The sequence below is a fragment of the Variovorax glacialis genome, from assembly GCF_051216375.1.
Taxonomy (GTDB): Bacteria; Pseudomonadota; Gammaproteobacteria; order Burkholderiales; family Burkholderiaceae_C; genus Variovorax.
In genome coordinates, this window is record NZ_JBPJZT010000001.1 from 537638 (window position 1) to 555810 (window position 18173).

The window sequence follows — 18173 nt, forward strand, 5'->3', positions numbered from 1 at the left end:
ATGGAACTGCGTACCCCCATTCTCCTGCTCGACCTCGACGCGTTCGACCGCAACGTCGCGCGCATCGCCCGCACGATCGCGCGTGGCGGCAAGCACTGGCGTCCCCACGTCAAGGGCATCCGCTCGCCCGCGCTGGCCAGGCGCCTGCTGGATGCCGGCGCGCGCGGCGTGACCTGCGCGACCCTCGACGAGGCGCGGAGCATGGTGGACGGCGGCATCGACGACGTGCTGATCGCATCGCAGGTCGTGCAACCGGTCGAACTGCGGCAACTGGCCGAACTCAACCGGCATGCGCATGTCGCGGTGGCCGTCGATGCGATGGCCCAGGCCCTGCCGCTCGCCCACGCGGCGCGCGGCGCGGGGGTGATCGTTCCGGTCCTGATCGAGGTCGACGTGGGCCTGCGGCGCGCGGGCGTGGCGCCGGGCCGGGCCGCCGTCGAACTGGCCGAAAGCCTGGCGCGAGAGGACGGCCTGCGCTTCGACGGCCTCATGGCCTGGGAAGGGCACACCACACGCGTCGCCAAAGGCAGCGCCCGGCGCGACGCCATCGCCGAGGCCGTCGGGCTGCTGACCGGAAGCGCGCGCCTGTGCGCCGAGGCCGGCCGCGCCCCGCGCATCGTGAGCTGCGGCGGCACCGGAACCTTCGAGACGACCGCGACGCTCGACGGCGTCACCGAAATCCAGGCCGGCGGCGGCGTGTTCGGCGACCTGCGCTGCCGCGAGGATTTCGGCGTGGACCTCGAACGCGCGATCGGACTGCGCGCGAGCGTGCTCGCACGGCCAACGCCGGTGCGCATCGTCTGCGACGCCGGCTGGAAATCGCTCGCGGTGTATCCGAAGGCGCCGCGGGCGCTCGGCATCGGGAACGTGGCGCACGTCGCCCATGCGGCCTCGCATTTCACGCTCGAACTCGAAGCCGACGCGACGCTGCCCGCCGTCGGCGACTGCATCGATTTCGATGTCGGCTATGCCGACGCCACCCTCTTCCTGCACCGGGACATCGTCGGCCTGCGCGGCGGCACGATCGAGGCCCGTTTCCCGCTGCCGGACGCACGCCCTGGCGTGCAGCCCGTTCCCCACCCCTAGGCCACCACCGGAGAAACCCACCATGGACTCACAGATCGCCAGCAACAAACGCGACTTTCTCAAGGGCACCGCACTGCTCGGCGCCGCGGCCACGGGGCTCGCGACGACGGCTGCGGGACTGATCCCACAGCAGGCGCTCGCGCAGTCGCTCGACAGCGGCATCCGCCCCGAATCGACGCTGGCGAAGGTGCTCAAGTCCGGCGTGCTGCGCGTCGGCTATGCGCAGACCGGCCCCTTCTTCTACAAGAACGCGAAGACCGGCGAGCTCGGCGGCATCTACTTCGACGCCGCGACCGAACTCGCCAAGCAGATGGGCGTCAAGGTCGAGTTCAAGGAGGTGACGTTCCAGAACGCGACGGTCGCCTTGCGCCGCGACGACTACGACGTGTTCGGCTCCGCCCTCACCTACACGATGGCGCGCGCGATGGCGGTCGACTACATCGGCCCGATCTACGAGGTCGGCAGCCTGCTGCTCGTGCACAAGGACAACGCGGGCCGCTTCAAGAAGCTCGAGGACTTCAACGACCCGGGCGTGACCTTCTCGGTCGTCTCGGGCGGCAGCGAGGAGCCGCGCATCCCGGTGCTGTTCCCGAAGGCCAAGCTGATCACCACCACCGGCCAGGCCGAACTCGGCGCCGAGCCGGTTCGCGCGAAGAAGTCGGATGTCTGGATGAGCAGCCAGGTGGCCGTGCAACTCATGGCCAAGCGGGTCAACTGGGCCGTGGCCTTCGACCCGGAGCATCCCATCGACCGCCGGCCGAGCAGCTGGGCCGTGCGCTACGGCGACTACGAATGGAAGAACTTCCTCGACTTCTGGGCCGGCTTCCTGCGCACCAACGGCGAGACCGAGCGCCTGATGAAGCTCCACATGGAAAGGCTCGGCAGCGCGTGAAGCCGGCGCACCATCCGGCCGCCGCCGTCATGCCGCGCGAAGCCACATTGCCCGAAGCACCGCAGGGCAGCCCGCCGTGCATCCGGGTGGTGGGCCTGCACAAGCACTTCGGCGCGCTGGAGGTGCTCAAGGGCATCAGCTTCGACGTCCATCGCGGGACCGTGCTCAGCATGATCGGCGCGAGCGGATCGGGCAAGAGCACGCTGCTGCGTTGCATCAACCGGCTGGAGACCCCGAGCGCCGGCGACGTGCTCATCGAGGGCGAATCCCTCTGCGAGCGCGAAGGCCGGCCGCGCTCGATCACCGACGTGAACCGGATCCGGCGCGATCTCGGCATGGTGTTCCAGCAGTTCAACCTGTGGCCGCACATGACCGTGATGGAGAACGTCACCGAGGCGCCGCGCCATGTGCGTGGCCTCTCGCGCAAGGCGGCCAGGGAAATCGCCGCCGCCTGCCTGGACCGCGTGCACATGCTCGACAAGGCCGATGCCTATCCCGCGCGGCTGTCGGGCGGGCAGCAGCAGCGCGTTGCCATCGCGCGCGCGCTCGCGATGCAGCCCAAGGTGATGCTGTTCGACGAGGCGACCTCCTCACTCGACCCCGAGCTGACGGAAGAGGTGCTGGCCGTGATGCGCGACCTGGCGAGGGACGGCACGACCATGATCGTCGTCACGCACGAGATGGCCTTTGCGCGCGAAGTCTCGGACCACGTCATGTTCCTGCACAACGGCCTCGTCGAGGAGCAGGGCCCGCCCGCCGAGCTGTTCGGCGCGCCCCGCTCGGAACGGCTGCGGCAGTTCCTCAGCAAGACCGGCGGCTAGGAGTCGCACGATGCCCGAGGTGCTGCGCGAAACCTTCGACCTGTCGCTGTTCTGGGAGTACCGCCAGGCCCTGCTCAAGGGACTGGCGATGAGCCTGGGCGTGTTCGCCTGCGCGGCCACGATCGCGGTCCTCGCCGGGCTCGGCGTCGCGTTGTTGCGCCGGAGCCGGTTCGCGCCCGTCCGCTGGATCGCGACGCTGCACACCGAGATCTCCCGCAACTCGCCGGACTACATCATGATCGTCTGGGTGCACTTCGTGCTGCCGCTGCTGATCGGCGCCCTGCTGGCGCGCCGGCTCGAATTCGATCCCTTCGTCTCGTCCGTGATCGCGCTGGGCTACGTCTACAGCGGCTACTTCGCCGAGACCTTCCGTGCGGGCATCGAGGCCGTGCCGCGCGGACACTTCGAGGCGGCGCAGGCCTTCGGCATGTCGGAGCGGCACATCATGTGGCGCATCGTGCTGCCCCAGGTCGTGCGGCGCATGCTGCCCGAATCGACCAACCAGTTCATCTCGATGTTCAAGGCCACGAGCATCGTCTCGCTGATCGCCGTGCCGGACCTGATGTACCAGGTCTCGATGGTGAGCTCGCAGGAAATGAAGCCGATGCCGCTCTACACGGGGGCGGCCCTGGTGTACTTCGTGATCGTGTTCTGCGCCGCCTCGCTGCTGCAGGCGCTGTCGAAGCGCTGGCGCGCAAAGGTGTTCGCATGAGCGAGGCCATGGCATGAGCAACTGGCAGCGCCTGGTCTGGGACCAGCGCGACGCGTTCGCCGCGGGTTTCCAGGTGACGCTCGAGGTCTGCGCCGTATCCTTCGTGTTCGCCCTGCTCGGCGGTCTTCTGCTGGCGCTGGTCCGGCTGTACGTGAAGCCGCTGCGTCCCGTCGCGATCGGCCTGATCGAGTTCTTTCGAGCGACGCCGGTGCTGGTGCAGCTCTTGTGGGTCAACTATGTCTGGCCCGAGCTCATCGGCTGGCCGAATTCCTTCTTCGCCGCCGCCTGCGTGGCGCTGGCCCTGCAGTCGAGCGGCTATCTGGCCGAGACCTTCCGGGGTGCCATCGAGTCGATGCCGCGCGGACAGACCGAGGCCGCGAGTTCGCTCGGCATGTCGCGCGTCCGAGCCTTCTGGCGCATCGTGCTGCCGCAGGTGCTGCTGGACGCGGCGCCGTCAATCGGCAACCAGTTCACGGTGATCGTGAAGTCGTCGGCGCTGGTGTCCGTGATCGCGGTGCCCGACCTGATGTTCCAGTCGCAAAAGCTCGTGAACCGCTGGTACGAGCCGATCGAGATCCTCACGGCCACCGCGGCGATCTACATCGTCTTCATCTTCGCGGTCTCGGCGCTGCTGAAGGCGCTGGCCGATGCGCTGCGCCGGCGCTACGGCCTCGGCACCGGCTGATCAGCCCTCGTAGCCTTCGACGGTGCCCGCGTCCCGAACCTTGGCGTCGGCCGGATTGCCTCCGAACTCCCGCTTGGCGCGCCGCTGCCGAAGCAGGTCCCAGCATTGGTCGAGCTGTTCTTCCACATGCCGGAGCCGCGTCGCGTTCGATTCCGAGGCCACGGGCTCCGATCGCAGTTGATGCTCCTCGGCAACGAGCGTCGTGATGTGCTCGAGGATGGACTTGTCGCTCATGCTGGATGCCTCCGACGATTCGATGCCGGCAGCCTACGCCGATTGCGCCGATCCCGCACGCACGGGCAGCTTCCAGTCGGGCCGGATGAAGTGGCAGGTGTAGCCGTTCGGGATGCGTTCCAGATAGTCCTGGTGCTCCGGCTCGGCTTCCCAGAACGGACCGGCCGGCGCGAGTTCGGTGACCGCCTTGCCCGGCCACAGGCCCGAGGCGTTCACGTCGGCGATCGCGTCCTCGGCGACGCGCTTCTGCTCGTCGTTCGTGTAGAAGATCGCCGAGCGGTAGCTGAGCCCCCGATCGTTGCCCTGGCGGTTGAGCGTCGTCGGGTCGTGGATCTGGAAGAAGAATTCGAGCAGCTTGCGGTAGCTGGTCTTCGCGGGGTCGTACACGATCTCGATGGCCTCGGCATGCGTGCCGTGGTTCCGGTAGGTCGCGTTCGGAACGTCACCGCCCGAGTAGCCCACGCGCGTCGAGACCACGCCGTCCTGTTGACGGATCAGGTCCTGCATGCCCCAGAAGCAACCGCCGGCAAGGATGGCTTTTTCGTGACTCATCAGATGTTCTCCACTTGGTCGAGATAGGCACCATAGCCCTGCGCTTCCATGTCATCGCGATGGATGAAGCGCAGCGAGGCCGAATTGATGCAATAGCGCAGGCCGCCGCGATCCGCGGGGCCATCGGGAAAGACGTGACCGAGGTGGCTGTCGCCGTGCGTCGATCGCACCTCCGTCCGGACCATGCCGTGCGTGGTGTCGCGCAGTTCGTTGACGTGCGCAGGCTCGATCGGTTTCGTGAAGCTCGGCCATCCGCAGCCCGACTCGTACTTGTCGGATGAAGCGAACAGCGGCTCGCCCGAAACGATGTCGACGTAGATACCGGGCTCCTTGTTGTCGAGGTATCCGCCGGTTCCGGGGCGTTCGGTGGCGCTCTGCTGCGTCACGCGGAACTGTTCCGGCGACAGAGCGGCGAGCGCCTCGGGCGTCTTGCGGTAGTCAGGCATGGGGTGTCCTTGTGAATGTGGGCGTGCGCTTCCAACTTGGGGACCGGCGAGCAGCTTACAAGGCTTGCGCTCTTTCCGTGCGCCCCCGGGCAATTGCGCCTTCTCGCCTGTCAATGGCTGACCGAGCGCTGACAACATTGTCAGCACTTTTCAAGGTTGCGTTACATGTTTGACAGGCGACTCGAACCTTAAGTTTTCGTTTCCGATCCGCCCGCCCTTCGTGCCGCACCGGTACATGAATTGCTCGCCAGTGGAACGCGATCGGGGACCCCGATCCAGCGCGCTGCGATGACGTCGCTCTCGCACGAATCGATCTCCGGAACACCAGATGAACGCAATGGAATTGAAGGCGGAACATGCCTCTCGCATCGAAGACGCGCGCCGCAGGCGCCTCCTCGGCTTCGGACTCTCCTCGGTGGCTGCCCTCGGCCTCGCGGCCTGTGGCGGCGGTGGCGGCGGCTTCGCTGCGCCCGTTGCCGGCGCCGCCGGACCCAGCCCCGCGGCGCCCGCTTCCGGTGGCTCGACGCCAGCGGCCGACAACCCGGTCTCGGCGCCTTCTCCCGATGCACCGGCGCCCGCGCCCAAGAGCGCCAAGCGCGGCGTGGCCTACGACCTTGCGGATCCGGCGGACCTGGCCGTGCTCGCGCCGGGCGTGAGCTGGTGGTACGACTGGGGCCTTCGGCCCCACGCCTCCGTGCCGGCCGATTTCCGCACGCGCTACGGCATGGACTTCCATCCGATGCTGTGGAACGGCAACTTCGATGCCGCCGAGGTCGAGGCCTACCTGCTGGCCCGTCCGGACATCAAGCACCTGCTGCTGCTCAACGAGCCGAACCTGAGCGACCAGGCCAACCTCACGCCCTCGCAGGCCGCACAGCTCTGGCCAAGCTACGAGGCCATCGCCGACCGCACCGGCGTGAAGCTCGTCGGTCCGGCGATCACCTGGGGCACCATGCCCGGATTCGGCGACCCGGTCGTCTGGCTGGATGCCTTCCAGGCGGCCTATCGCGCCGCCAACGCGAACCGCGATCCGCGCATCGATTTCCTGGCCTTCCACTGGTACGACTACGGACTCGGCGCCCAGCTCGATCGCCTGACGAAATATGGCAAGCCATTCTGGGTCACCGAATTCGCCAACTGGCACAGCCCCACCGACGGCGCCCAGATCGACACCGTGGCGAAGCAGAAGGCGCAGATGACCGACATGGTCGCGACCTGCGAATCGCGCAGCGACGTGTTCCGCTACGCCTGGTTCACCGGCCGCTGGGCTTCGGACGTGCACTTCACGAGCCTGCTGGGTGCCAGCGGCGAGTTGACCGAGCTCGGCCGGCACTACGTGACGCTGCCCTTCGCCGGCCAAGGTTCCTGACCCTCCGAACGCCCATCCGCCGACGCGCCCGCGCCGGACGGGACACGACCACGACAACATTGCAAGGAAAACCCATCGTGAAAAAGAAGAACACGAACGTCGACGCCGAACGCGCGCGGACGACGCTCGCCCTGGCGGGCCTGCTGCTCGCCGCTGCCGCGCTGAGTGCGTGCGGCGGCGGTTCGGGCTCCGGCGGCTTCGCAGGCGGCGGCCAGCTGCCGCCGGTCGCGCAGGTCCCGCCCTCCTCCGCACCGCCGGTGGAAAGCGCCCCCGGCGAGCCCGAGAACATCGGCACCGACCACGACGCGCCGAACCCGGTGCCCCCCTCGCCCGTCCTGCCGCCGACGCAGCCCGTGTCGGTCGACGCGAGCCTCGGCATCACGAGCTTCTATCCGTTGTACGCCGCAGGCTCGCCGGTCACCGAGCAGATCCAGTACCGCGAGGCGGACGGCACGCTCGTCACGCTGATGGGGATGCGCCCCACCGAGCGGCATGCGCGCGAACGCGGCGAATCGTGGACCGCGCCCGACGAAGGGCCGGGCCGCTATCTCACCTTCCCGTCGGCCTACTTCCAGAACCGCACCTACGGCATCGAGATTCGCGACCACGTCCCCGCGGGCAAGCAGCTGATCGAGATGGTGCTGATCGTCAATGACGGCACCTTCGACGGCACCACGTTCAGCCTGTTCCGCAACAGCAACGACGAAGGCGTGCGCGACTACGGCTGGTCGCTCAACACCGGTTTCAACAATCCGAAGATGGGCGGCAAGTCGATCTGCATGGCGGGCAGCCGCGACTGCCAGATCAGCTTCGATTCCTACTGGGACGTGCCCAAGGGCGAGCCCCACCGCGCGCTCAAGATGGGCGACGTGATCGAGCTGTCGCCCGCCGAGCGCCTGGAGCGCTACGGCGACGGCATGCACGCGGGCGAGCCGGTCTCCGACAGCCTGAAGGGCAAGGCGGTGGTCGATGGGGCCGGCAGCCGCTACTACTCGTTCGAGCAGCTCTACGTCGTCGGCCAGGGCCTGGTGCCGTGGTATGGCGTGGCACCGCGGCTCAATTCCGCGCCGCTGCCCGAAGACACGCTGTCGGGCGGATCGACGAGCCTCTCGTACAACTACTCGGAAGAGCCGATGCGCGTCTTCCAGCAGATGTCCAACAACATCGGCATCGTCAACGCCAAGCGCTTCGTGCAGGGCCGGCGCCTGTTCCATACCTCGTTCCTGACGGGCAAGCACTCGGAGCATCCCGACGACAACCCGGTGTTCGCCGCGCACGTGAACCAGCTGGGCCCGCGCTACAACCAGGAGCGCTGCATCGCCTGCCACACGCTCAACGGCCGCAGCATCATTCCCGGCATCGGCGCGCGGCTGGACTCGATGGCCGTTCTCACGGCGGCGGCTGCTTCGACCGGCGCCAGTCCCGTGCCGGATGCGACCTATGGGCTGAACGTGCAGCAGCGCAGCCGCGACGCGAGCGCGACCGACTTGTCCGTGAGCGTGCAGTCATACACCACCACGACCTATACGCTGCCCGATGGCGAAAAGGTCGATCTTCAGAAGCCGGTCTATGCATTCAAGGGCCCGGCACCGGCGCAATTCTCGGTACGCCAGGCTGCACAGGTCGTGGGCATGGGCCTCATCGAAGCGATCGACGAAGCCACCATCCTGGCCCTGGCCGATCCGACCGACCGCGACGGCGACGGCGTGCGGGGCGTGCCGAACTGGGTGACCAATCCGGAGAACGGCAAGGTCCACCTCGGCCGCTATGGCTGGAAGGCCGCGAAGGCCACGCTGCGCCAGCAGGTCGGCGATGCGCTGCTCAAGGACATCGGCGTCACGAGCCCGGTGTTCCCGTCCCGCGGCTGCCAGCGGCTGGATTCCGACTGCCGCAACACGAGCGGCGGCACGTCGATCTCCGAATCCGAACTGGAGCGCCTGTCGGACTACCTGTCGCTGCTGGCCGTGCCGGCGCAGCGCAGCCTGCGCAGCGGCTTCCCGGCCGACACGCGCGTCTCGCCCGAACACGACGTGAACCCCGGCCAGATCAACCGCGGCAGCGCCCTGTTCGCGCAGGCGCAATGCGTGGCCTGCCACACGCCGCAGATGAAGACGGGCGCGAAGCATCCCTTCGCCGAACTGCGCAACCAGACCATCCACCCCTATACGAACCTGCTGCTGCACGACATGGGTCCGGGCCTGGCCGACACGCTGGCCGAAGGCAAGGCGAGCGCCAGCATGTGGCGCACGGCGCCGCTGTGGGGCTTGGGGTCGCTCGCCTACGTGCAGGGCAGCGTGCAGAACGCGCGCTACCTGCACGACGGTCGCGCGCGCACGCTGATGGAGGCCATCCTCTGGCACGGGGGCGAGGCCGCTTCAAGCCGCGGCAAGTTCGAAGCGATGTCGAAGGACGACCGGGCTGCCGTGATCGCCTTCCTGAGTTCCCTGTGAGGCCCCGCTCAAGGCTTGAACGGCTTGCTGACGTAGCGTGAGCCCTTCTCGCCGAAGCGCCAGGGCAGGTCGATGGCCCGCGAGATCCCGATGCGGGGTCCTTCGACCAGCACGGGCGCGGGCTGGTCGCCGGGCACGGCGAGCAGGCGGAAGGGCGGCGCGTCCAGCGGCAGGCCATTGAGCCGCGCATCGATGCCGAGCGCCTGCCCGAGCCGCCCCGGCCCCGAACACAGGAGCCGCGGGTTCTCGAGGCCCCGGCGTCGTTGCATCTGCGCGAGACCGTGCGTGGGCTCGATCGCACGGATCAGCACCCCGGCACCGTGGCCGACCGGGCGGCAAACGAAGTTCAGGCACCAGTGGATGCCGTACGAGCGATAGACGTAGGCATGACCGGGCGGCCCGAAGAGCGACGCGTTGCGCGGCGTGCGACCTGCAAAGCTGTGCGAGGCCGGCTCGTCGCGGTCGTAGGCTTCCGTCTCGACGATGCGCCCGCCAACGCCGTCGACCAGCAGCGTGACGCCGATCAGGTGCCGCGCCACCAGTTCGGAGGCGTCTTCGAAGTCGATGATCGCGTCGATGGCGTCGATGGCGTCGACTGGGCCTCCGCCGCCGTGCATCGTCCGGGTCAAGCGGGAGCCACCGGGTCCGTGAATCGTTCCTGGTGCGGCGAGCCCAGGTAGGGGAAGGCGGCGAGCAGATCCTTGTGGGGGCCCACGTTGTCGCTCGTCACCTTTCCATTGGTGATGGTGGAAATGAAGATGTCCATCACGTCATCGTAGAGGCCGCGGCCGTTGTCCGGGTAGGACGCCGGCAATGACGGATCGAAGCGGAGGATGTCCGGCAGCAGGGTCGCTGCCACGCGCCTGGCCTCGTCGGGCGTGTACCCACCCGTGTGCTCCAGCGAATGGGCATAGACGGCGATGAACCGGGCATCGTCCGCCGGCTCCGCAGCGAAGTAGGCGGCCTTCTGGTCCCCCGTGAGGAACACGGCTTGCGAGGGCCGTGCGCCACGCTCCGCCTGAACCCAGTGGCCTCCCGCGCCGTCTACCGTGCGCGCCCAGATCCCGAGCTTCCCGCCGCCCAGGGCCACGTTGGGAATTTCGAGCACGATGCTGCACACGTCCCGTCCGGTGAAGAAATCGGTGCCGGTGAACTGCATGTTGTTCAGAGCGCCCAGTGTGTCGAAGAAGAAAGGATCGCTGCGCCAGCCCGCGAAGAAGCGATAGCCGCCCGCCTGCGCCAACCGCGCATCGCGCCCGGTCGAGACGGGTGCGCCGGCGATGATGATCTCGCCATCGTCGCCGGTCCCGGCGGCCTGCGCGCCTTCGACGCGACGCAGGGTCGCCGTCTGGCCGCCGCCCTCGAAGCGCGTGAAGCGCACCCTGAAGGCGATATCGGCGACGGCATCGCCGTCCGTGTCGATCTTGATTTCATAGATTGCCTCCGACGCGAAGGGCTCGTCGGTCGTGGGCCCTTCGGGGTTGACGCCCACCGAAGGGTGCACGTTCATGACCAGGATCGACTTGTCGCCGTCGCCGGGCTTGGGGAAGGCATAGAGGTCCGTCAGGTCGAGCCGGGCGTCGCCGTGGGGAAAGCCATAGTCCGGTCCGGAGTAGTGGTGCGACATACATCCTCGCTTCCGTCGTTTAGCAGGTGGTCTCGAAGGTCGTCTCGAACGACCGAGACGCCTGCCAGAATCAGACCAGATGCGTCGACGCGAATCCATTGCACGAAGGTGTCGAAAGGCGGGAAGCCACACCTTGGTCCTATTGATCGAACGCCGTCCTTCAGGTCCAGTGATGCTCATGTCCAGTTCGACCGCCCTTCCCGCCGACCTGCTCGGCGTCGCCCTGGTGGTCCTGCTGCTGGGCATCCGTCACGGCTTCGACGCCGACCACATCGCCGCCATCGACGGGATGACCTGTCACAACGACAAGGTGCGCCCGGTACTGGCGCGCTATTGCGGCGCGCTGTTCTCTCTCGGGCACGGTCTCGTGGTGGTGGCCGTCGCCCTCGGCGTGTCGTTGCTCGCCGACGCCTGGCATCCGCCGGCGTGGCTCGAACTTACCGGATCCGGGATCTCGATCGCCGTGCTCCTGCTGCTGGGCGGCATCAACATTGCCGCCGTCTTCCATGCACCCGAGGGCGAGGTCGTCCGCCTCAGGGGCTGGCGCAGCAGCGCTTTCGATGGCCTGCTGCGCATCGGCCATCCGTTGACCGTGATGGCAGTGGGCGCTTCGTTCGCGCTGTCGTTCGACACCTTCAGCCAGGCCGCATTGTTCGCCATGACGGCGTCGCAGTTCGGGGGCTGGAAATCGGCGCTCCTGCTCGGGCTGCTCTTCACCGTCGGCATGGTGCTGACGGACGGCCTCAATGGCTACTGGATCGCCCGGCTGCTGCGCCGCCGGGACCGCACCGCCCTCGTCGCTTCGCGCGTGATGGCCTTCACCGTCGCCAGCGTGAGCCTGCTGACCGCGGGGTTGGTGCTGGCCACCCTGATCGTGCCCTCGGCACAGGCCTGGTCGGAAGGCAAGGAGGTCTGGCTCGGTGTCGCCATCGTGGCGTGGGTCTTTCTCACGCTGGCGATCGTCCGGCATCGCGGCAAACAGACTCGGATGGAGGTCAACGATGGATGAGCACCGCATTCGGACGGCCATTGATCGGCACTGGGCGGCCTCGGCCGCCGGTGATCAAGCCGTGGAGCACGAGATCTATCACGACGATGCGGTGTGCAGCTACCCGCAGTCGGGCGAGGTGATCCACGGCCGGCACAACCTGCAGGCGCTTCGCAGCCATCACCCGGGAAAGCCGTCGGGCTTTGCGGTCCGGCGCATCGTCGGCACGGGCGATCTCTGGATCACCGAATACGCGATCGACTACCAGGGCAAGAGCGCCTTCACCGTGAGCATCATGGAGTTCCGCGACGGGAAGGTGTCACGCGAGACGCAATACTTCGCCGATCCCTTCGAGGCGCCTGCCTGGCGCGCGCAATGGGTCCAGCGGACGGCCTGACTCCGATTCCGCTGGTCTAGTGGATCTCCGCGATGCTGGTCCCCGCGGCGACGTAGGCGCCCTGAACGGACTTCAGCGTGATGCGTCCGGGGCGATGCGCCTTGACCTGCATCTCCATCTTCATCGCTTCCATCGTGCCGATCGTGTCGCCCGCTGCGACGGTGTCGCCGTCGGCCACGCCCCACGCATGCAGCGTGCCGGAGATCGGTGCCGCGATCGAGGCGGGATCGGCCGCCGGCGCCTCCGCCGTGCCTTCGCTCGCCGCGCCAGTGCCCGCCGCCGAGCCCAGCCCGCGCAACAGCACGGTTGGCAGGCCCAGCGCCACCCGGCGGCCGTCGATCTCCACCGCCGTCCGCACGAGCGCCACGTCCGCCAACGGCTCGGGTCGCACCGCCGCGGCCAGGGTGTTCGCAAAGTCGGTTTCGATCCAGCGCGTGTGGACCTTGAATTCAGCGTCGGAGACGAAGTCGGCGTGGGCCATCACCGCGCGGTGAAAGGGAAGCACCGAAGGCACGCCTTCGATGCGGAATTCCCTGAGCGCGCGACGCGCTCGCGCGATCGCCTGCGCGCGCGTCGCACCGGTGACGATCAACTTGGCCATCAGCGAATCGAAAGTGCCCGGCACCGTCGAACCCGAACGCACGCCGGTGTCGACACGCACCCCGGGACCCGAGGGCGCTTCGAAGAGATGCACGGGTCCGGGCGCTGGCAGGAAGCCACGCCCGACGTCCTCGGCGTTGATGCGGAACTCGAAGGCGTGGCCGCGCGGCCGCGGTGTCTCGGTGATCGACAGCGGAAGCCCGTCGGCGATGCGCAGCTGCTCGACCACCAAGTCGATGCCCGTGGTTTCCTCGGTCACCGGATGCTCCACCTGCAGGCGCGTGTTGACTTCGAGGAAGGAAATCGTTCCCGAAGGGCTCAGCAGGAACTCGACGGTGCCGGCACCGACATAGCCGGCACGCGCACAGACGTCGCGCGCGGCCTGGTGAATGCGCTCGCGCTGCGCGTCGCTGAGGAACGGCGCTGGCGCCTCTTCCACCAGCTTCTGGTTGCGCCGCTGCAGCGAGCAGTCGCGCGTGCCGAGCACGACCACGTGGCCGTGCGCGTCGGCGATCACCTGCGCCTCGACATGGCGCGGCCGGTCGAGGAACTGCTCGACGAAACACTCGCCGCGCCCGAATGCGGTGACCGCCTCGCGCACGGCCGATTCGTAGAGGTCGGCGACCTCGTCGAGCTGCCACGCGACCTTGAGCCCGCGCCCGCCGCCGCCGAAGGCCGCCTTGATGGCGATCGGCAGGCCATTCTTCTCGGCGAAGGCGACGACCTCCTGCGCGTCGCGCACCGGCTCCGACGTGCCGGCGACCAGCGGCGCGCCGACCTCCAGCGCGATCTTGCGGGCCTGCACCTTGTCGCCCAGCGCCTCGATGGCCGCGGGCGGCGGGCCGATCCACGTGAGGCCGGCACCGATGACGGCGCGCGCGAAGCCCGCGTTCTCCGACAGGAAGCCGTAGCCCGGATGCACCGCGTCGGCGCCGCAGCGTGCCGCCACGGTCAGCAGCTTGTCGATGTTCAGGTAGGTGTCGGCAGGCCGCTGACCGTCGAGCCCGTAGGCCTCGTCGGCCATGCGCGCGTGCATCGCGTCGAGGTCGGCATCGGCGTACACGGCGACCGACTGGACGCCATAGTCGGCGCATGCGCGAACGATGCGCACGGCGATCTCGCCGCGGTTGGCAATCAGGACTTTTTTCATGGGTTCTCTCGCGGGACGGAACGGGTGATCGGATGAAAGGCGCGGATCGGGTTGAAGCGCACGATGGCGCCGATCGGGATCTGGCCGGCGCGATCGCGGTGATGCGGCGCCACGGTGCCGATCACCGGGTAGCCGCCGGTCAACGGGTGGTCGGCGAGGAACAGCACGGGCTGCCCGCTCGGCGGCACCTGGATCGCGCCCAGCGCCGTGCCCTCGCTCGGCAGTTCGCCCGCACGGGCGCGCGCCAGCGGTGCTTCGCCCGCGAGGCGCAGGCCGACGCGGTTGGATTGCGGCGTCACGGTCCACGACTGGGTCGCGAGCAGCGCGATCGCCTCGGGCGTGAACCAGTCGGTGCGCGGACCCATCACGACGTCGAGCACGACGACGTCCCCCGACGTCGGCAGGTCACCGGGCGCCGGTTCAGGCAGGCCCACCACGGCGCCGCGTTCGACCGGCCGCACCCCGAGGCGATCGCCGGCCTGGACGGGCGGCGGGCCAATGCGGGCCAGCGTGTCGGTCGAGCAGCTGTGCAGGACGGGCGCCACGACGAAGCCGCCGCGCACTGCGAGGTACGTGCGGATGCCCGCGACCGGTTCGCCGAGCGTCACGGTGTCGCCGTCGGCGAGCGCCACGGCTTCATGGCGACGCAATGTCATCGCCGTGCCGGCCGCAGTCACGAGGCGAACCGGCGCATCGGCACCGGTGAAGCCGACCACGGCCTCGCCCCGGCAGGCGAACTGGAACCCGCCGTAGACGAGTTCGAGGCAGGCCGCGTCCGCGCGATTGCCGACCAGCCGGTTGGCGGCGCGCAAGGCGCCCTGGTCCATCGCGCCCGACGCCGATACGCCTTGCCCCGCCTGTCCATGCCGGCCCAGGTCCTGGAACAGGGCCTGCAAGCCGGTGGCCACGACCTCCAGCGCCGCGCCGTCGGGCACGGCGGCGACGGCCGGTTCGGCCGGTGCGATCCGCGTCGTCAGCGGGACCGGAGCGGGCCGGCCGGTGACGTCGACGAAGCGCACCTTGAAGCCCGGTTGCAGCAGCGCCGGCACCTCGCGGCCCAGATCGAACATGGGCGTGGCCGTCACGCCAATGATCTGCCAGCCGCCCGGGCTGGCCTGCGGATAAACGCCGCTGAACAGCCCCGCCAGCCCGACGGCGCCGGCCGGGATGCGCGTGCGCGGCGTCGTGCGCCGCGGTACGTTCAGGCCCGGGTCGCCGCCGCTCAGGTAGGCGAAGCCCGGCGCGAAGCCGGTGAAAGCGACGGTGTAGTCGCTGCCGGTGTGGCGACGGATCACTTCCTCGCGCGAGATCCCCAGCATCTGCGCGACCTCGTCGAGATCCTCGCCCTGGTAGTCGACGGGGATCTCGACGCGCGTCGCCGTGCGCGCCACCGGCGCGTGCAGGCTGCGGCCGCCGATGCGCTCGACGAGTTCCTCGTGCGACACCCGCGTGGGGCGATAGCGCATCAGCAGCGTGCGTGCCGCGGGCACCAGTTCCTCGATGCCCGCGATCGGCTCGGCCTGGAGCGATTCGAGCAGGGCCAGCGTCTGCGCCAGGTCGTCGAGCTCGACCATCAGCGCGTCGAGGTTGACGGGCAGGAAGCGCATCATCGCGGCGCGCCTTCGGCCGCGGCGTCGACGAAGGGCCGAATGGTCACGCCCGCGTGCTCGAGCAGGCTGCGCACCTGCCGCGCCATCTCGACGGCGCCGGGGCTGTCGCCATGCACGCAGATCGAATCGGCCCGGATGCGCACCGTGCTGCCGTCGATGGCCTCGATCACGCCGTCGGTCGCGAGCCGCAACATGCGCGCCGCCACCGCCTGCGGGTCGTGCAGCACGGCGCCCTGCACGCGACGCGAGACCAGCGAGCCATCCGGCATGTACGCACGATCGGCGAAGGCCTCGGACACGGTGCGCAGCCCGGCCGCCTCGGCCCATCCGAGCAAGGGTGAGCCGGCCAGCCCGACCAGGACCAGCCGCGCGTCGATCGCGCGGAGGGCGGCGATCACATCGCGCGCCTGGCGCTCGTCGTGCGCGATGGTGTTGTAGAGCGCGCCATGCGGCTTGACGTAGCGCACCGTGGTACCCGCGGCCGTCGCGAGGCCCTGCAGTGCACCGATCTGGTAGATCACGTCCGCCACCAGGTCGGTGCTGGCCACGTCCATGTTGCGCCGGCCGAAACCGGCCAGGTCGGGGTAGGCCACGTGGGCGCCGACCACGACGCCAAGTGCCTGCGCGCGGCGCAGCGTCTGCAGGATGCCGGCCGCATCCCCCGCATGGAAGCCGCAGGCCACGTTGGCGCTGCTCACGATGCCGAGCATCGCGTCGTCGTCACCCATGCGCCACGCGCCCAGGCTCTCGCCGAGGTCGCTGTTCAGGTCGATCTTCATCGCGGCTCCTTCAGCGGAACATCAGGAAGTACAGCAGGAACACGTTGCAGGTCAGCAGCGTGAGCGCGGTCGGCACCTGGGCGCGGATCACCGCATTCTTGTCGGGCAGCTCCAGGAGCGCGGCGGGCACGATGTTGAAGTTGGCGGCCATCGGGGTCAGCAGCGTGCCGCAGTAGCCCGAGAGCATGCCGATGGCGGCCATCACCGCCGGGTTGCCGTGGAACACGCCGACCAGGATCGGCACGCCCACGCCGCCCGTCATGACCGGGAAGGCCGCGAAGCCGTTGCCCATGATGACCGTGAAGAGCGCCATGCCCACCACGTACACCACGACGGCGAAGAAGCGCACGTCCATGTTGATGTAGTTGGTGGTGATGTGCGCGACGGCCTTGCCCACGCCCGCATCGGAGAACACCAGCCCCAGCATGCCGAGCATCTGCGGCAGCACCAGCGCCCATCCGAGCGCGTCGGTGAGGCGGCGCGATTCGCGGATGCCCTGCACCGGCGTTTCCTTCGTGAGCCAGCACGCCAGGCCCAGCGCGAAGAGGCAGCCGACACCCAGGCTCACCAGCGTGCTGTTCTTCGGATCGAGCAGCGGCGTGCCGCCGAACACGAGGTACTTGGCGAAGACGGTCCCGAGCATCGTGACCAGCGGAATCGCCAGCGCCGGAATGAACAGCTTGTTCCCCAGCCGCTTGGCGCTGGCCGCGTAGTCGGCCGCGGAACGCTCGCTGTGGCGTCCGACGCCCACACCGCCGAAGGCGGCGATCAGCGCCATGATCACGACGCCGATACCGACCCATACGGGCGGCAACTGGTCGCCGACCAGGAACACCAGGGAATAGAGGCCCCAGAAGAAGGCGCTCGAATAACGCTTGGGATGCTGGCGGTCCCTGAGCGTCATCCACGCGGTGATGGCGAGGATCCCGCCGACCAGGTAGTAGAGGTGAACGATCGAGAGCGTCATGATCAGGCGCCCTTCACTGCGACATCGTCGGCGGTGGACGCCGCAGGCGCGGCGCCGCCGAGCTCGCGTGCCAGCATGCGGTCGAGCCGGCGCAGGCGCCAGGCATGGATCAGGAAGGCACAGGTCGCCGTCGGAATGCCCCACAGCGCGACACGGATCGGCTCGATGTCGATGCCTGCCTCACGCAGGAAGGTGGTCATGAGCACGATGGCGCCAAAGGCCACGAAGATGTCCTCGCCGAAGAACAGGCCGACGTTGTCGGTGGCCGCGGCGTAGGCGCGCAGCTTGTGGCGGATGCGCTCCGGCAGCTTGCCGTAGCGCGCCTCGGCCGCTCCCTCGGCCATCGGCGCCAACAGCGGCCGCACCATCTGCGGATGCCCGCCCAGGCTCGTGAGGCCGACCGCGGCCGTCAGTTGCCGTGCACCCAGATAGACGATCAGCAGGCGCCCGACCGTCGCCGACTTGATCGTGCTGATCCAGTTCTGGGCGTGCTGGCGCAGCCCGTGCCGCTCGAGCAGGCCGATCACGGCCAGCGGCAGCAGGATGATCAGCGGCAGGTTGCGCGTCTTGATGAAGCCGGTGCCGATCGCCGCGAGGATCTTGTCGACCGGGAAGTGCGCGGCGAAGGCGGTGACGATGGCCGTGACGATCACGACCAGCATCGGATTGAAGCGCAGGATGAACCCCGCGATGATGACGGCGACCCCGAGCATGGGCCAAAGGTTGATGTCGGTGGGCAAGGCAGTGACTCCTGGTGAAGTGTGGTTGGCTCAACAGACTGAACGATCGATTGAGTCAAAGGCACGTG

General features: G+C 68.7%; 19 protein-coding genes. 9 read left to right on the top strand and 10 right to left on the bottom strand.

Annotated features, from left to right (window positions below; all coding sequences use genetic code 11):
- Genes ACSFBL_RS02695 through ACSFBL_RS02715 form a run of 5 tightly spaced genes read left to right on the top strand, consistent with a single transcriptional unit; the run spans position 1 to position 4196 of the window.
- Positions 1–1086 (top strand): alanine racemase, encoded by a 1086-nt coding sequence (locus ACSFBL_RS02695; RefSeq protein ID WP_435514195.1) that lies wholly within the window; start codon positions 1–3, stop codon positions 1084–1086.
- 22 nt (positions 1087–1108) lie between these two features.
- A complete protein-coding gene (locus ACSFBL_RS02700) occupies positions 1109–1978 on the top strand; it encodes a transporter substrate-binding domain-containing protein (protein ID WP_435514196.1) in 870 nt (289 codons plus the stop codon).
- A gap of 29 nt (positions 1979–2007) precedes the next feature.
- Positions 2008–2799 carry an amino acid ABC transporter ATP-binding protein gene (locus ACSFBL_RS02705; RefSeq protein ID WP_435514521.1) on the top strand — a complete coding sequence of 264 codons (792 nt, stop codon included), beginning with the start codon at positions 2008–2010 and terminating at the stop codon, positions 2797–2799.
- Between the two features lie 10 nt (positions 2800–2809).
- The gene (locus ACSFBL_RS02710) at positions 2810–3511 is read left to right on the top strand and encodes an amino acid ABC transporter permease (RefSeq protein WP_435514197.1); all 702 of its coding nucleotides are present in this window, start codon (positions 2810–2812) and stop codon (positions 3509–3511) included.
- A 13-nt stretch (positions 3512–3524) separates the two neighbouring features.
- On the top strand, positions 3525–4196 hold the full coding sequence (locus tag ACSFBL_RS02715) for an amino acid ABC transporter permease (protein ID WP_435514198.1): 672 nt from the start codon (positions 3525–3527) through the stop codon (positions 4194–4196).
- Here ACSFBL_RS02715 and ACSFBL_RS02720 read toward each other — a convergent pair whose 3' ends face one another.
- Genes ACSFBL_RS02720 through msrB form a run of 3 tightly spaced genes read right to left on the bottom strand, consistent with a single transcriptional unit; the run spans position 4197 to position 5428 of the window.
- Positions 4197–4430, bottom strand: a complete 234-nt coding sequence (locus tag ACSFBL_RS02720; protein WP_435514199.1) for a DUF2630 family protein — start codon at positions 4428–4430, stop codon at positions 4197–4199. It lies immediately after the preceding gene.
- 33 nt (positions 4431–4463) lie between these two features.
- Positions 4464–4982, bottom strand: coding sequence for a peptide-methionine (S)-S-oxide reductase MsrA (gene msrA / locus ACSFBL_RS02725; protein ID WP_435514200.1), 519 nt, complete (start codon positions 4980–4982; stop codon positions 4464–4466).
- A complete protein-coding gene (gene msrB, locus ACSFBL_RS02730; protein ID WP_435514201.1) occupies positions 4982–5428 on the bottom strand; it encodes a peptide-methionine (R)-S-oxide reductase MsrB in 447 nt (148 codons plus the stop codon). Before msrB ends, msrA begins: the two co-directional genes overlap by 1 nt.
- A 328-nt stretch (positions 5429–5756) precedes the next feature.
- Here msrB and ACSFBL_RS02735 point away from each other — a divergent pair, with 328 nt between their 5' ends.
- Positions 5757–6797, top strand: a complete 1041-nt coding sequence (locus ACSFBL_RS02735; protein ID WP_435514202.1) for a glycoside hydrolase family protein — start codon at positions 5757–5759, stop codon at positions 6795–6797.
- 77 nt (positions 6798–6874) lie between these two features.
- A complete protein-coding gene (locus tag ACSFBL_RS02740; RefSeq protein WP_435514203.1) occupies positions 6875–9247 on the top strand; it encodes a di-heme oxidoreductase family protein in 2373 nt (790 codons plus the stop codon).
- Positions 9248–9255: 8 nt separating this feature from the next.
- Here the strand turns inward: ACSFBL_RS02740 and ACSFBL_RS02745 are convergent, their stop codons facing one another.
- Together ACSFBL_RS02745 and ACSFBL_RS02750 are read right to left on the bottom strand one after the other, a co-directional pair.
- The gene (locus tag ACSFBL_RS02745) at positions 9256–9864 is read right to left on the bottom strand and encodes a DNA-3-methyladenine glycosylase (protein ID WP_435514522.1); all 609 of its coding nucleotides are present in this window, start codon (positions 9862–9864) and stop codon (positions 9256–9258) included.
- Between the two features lie 8 nt (positions 9865–9872).
- Positions 9873–10874, bottom strand: coding sequence for a DUF4331 family protein (locus ACSFBL_RS02750; protein WP_435514204.1), 1002 nt, complete (start codon positions 10872–10874; stop codon positions 9873–9875).
- Positions 10875–11052: 178 nt separating this feature from the next.
- Between ACSFBL_RS02750 and ACSFBL_RS02755 the strand changes: the two genes are divergently transcribed.
- Positions 11053–11883: a HoxN/HupN/NixA family nickel/cobalt transporter gene (locus ACSFBL_RS02755; RefSeq protein WP_435514205.1), complete on the top strand. Its 831-nt coding sequence runs from the start codon at positions 11053–11055 to the stop codon at positions 11881–11883.
- Positions 11876–12259, top strand: coding sequence for a nuclear transport factor 2 family protein (locus ACSFBL_RS02760; protein ID WP_435514206.1), 384 nt, complete (start codon positions 11876–11878; stop codon positions 12257–12259). The genes ACSFBL_RS02755 and ACSFBL_RS02760 overlap by 8 nt, the downstream gene beginning before the upstream one ends.
- Positions 12260–12275: 16 nt before the next feature.
- Here ACSFBL_RS02760 and ACSFBL_RS02765 read toward each other — a convergent pair whose 3' ends face one another.
- Genes ACSFBL_RS02765 through ACSFBL_RS02785 form a run of 5 tightly spaced genes read right to left on the bottom strand, consistent with a single transcriptional unit; the run spans position 12276 to position 18105 of the window.
- Positions 12276–14009, bottom strand: coding sequence for an acetyl/propionyl/methylcrotonyl-CoA carboxylase subunit alpha (locus ACSFBL_RS02765; RefSeq protein WP_435514207.1), 1734 nt, complete (start codon positions 14007–14009; stop codon positions 12276–12278).
- Complete coding sequence (locus ACSFBL_RS02770) at positions 14006–15616, bottom strand: 5-oxoprolinase subunit B/C family protein (protein ID WP_435514523.1); 1611 nt, start codon at positions 15614–15616, stop codon at positions 14006–14008. The genes ACSFBL_RS02765 and ACSFBL_RS02770 overlap by 4 nt, the downstream gene beginning before the upstream one ends.
- Entirely contained in the window at positions 15616–16398 is a 783-nt protein-coding gene (locus ACSFBL_RS02775) for a LamB/YcsF family protein (RefSeq protein ID WP_435514208.1), read from the bottom strand. Before ACSFBL_RS02775 ends, ACSFBL_RS02770 begins: the two co-directional genes overlap by 1 nt.
- A 10-nt stretch (positions 16399–16408) precedes the next feature.
- Complete coding sequence (locus ACSFBL_RS02780) at positions 16409–17365, bottom strand: DUF979 domain-containing protein (protein WP_435514209.1); 957 nt, start codon at positions 17363–17365, stop codon at positions 16409–16411.
- Positions 17366–17367: 2 nt separating this feature from the next.
- Positions 17368–18105: a DUF969 domain-containing protein gene (locus ACSFBL_RS02785; protein ID WP_435514210.1), complete on the bottom strand. Its 738-nt coding sequence runs from the start codon at positions 18103–18105 to the stop codon at positions 17368–17370.
- Positions 18106–18173: the final 68 nt, after the last annotated feature.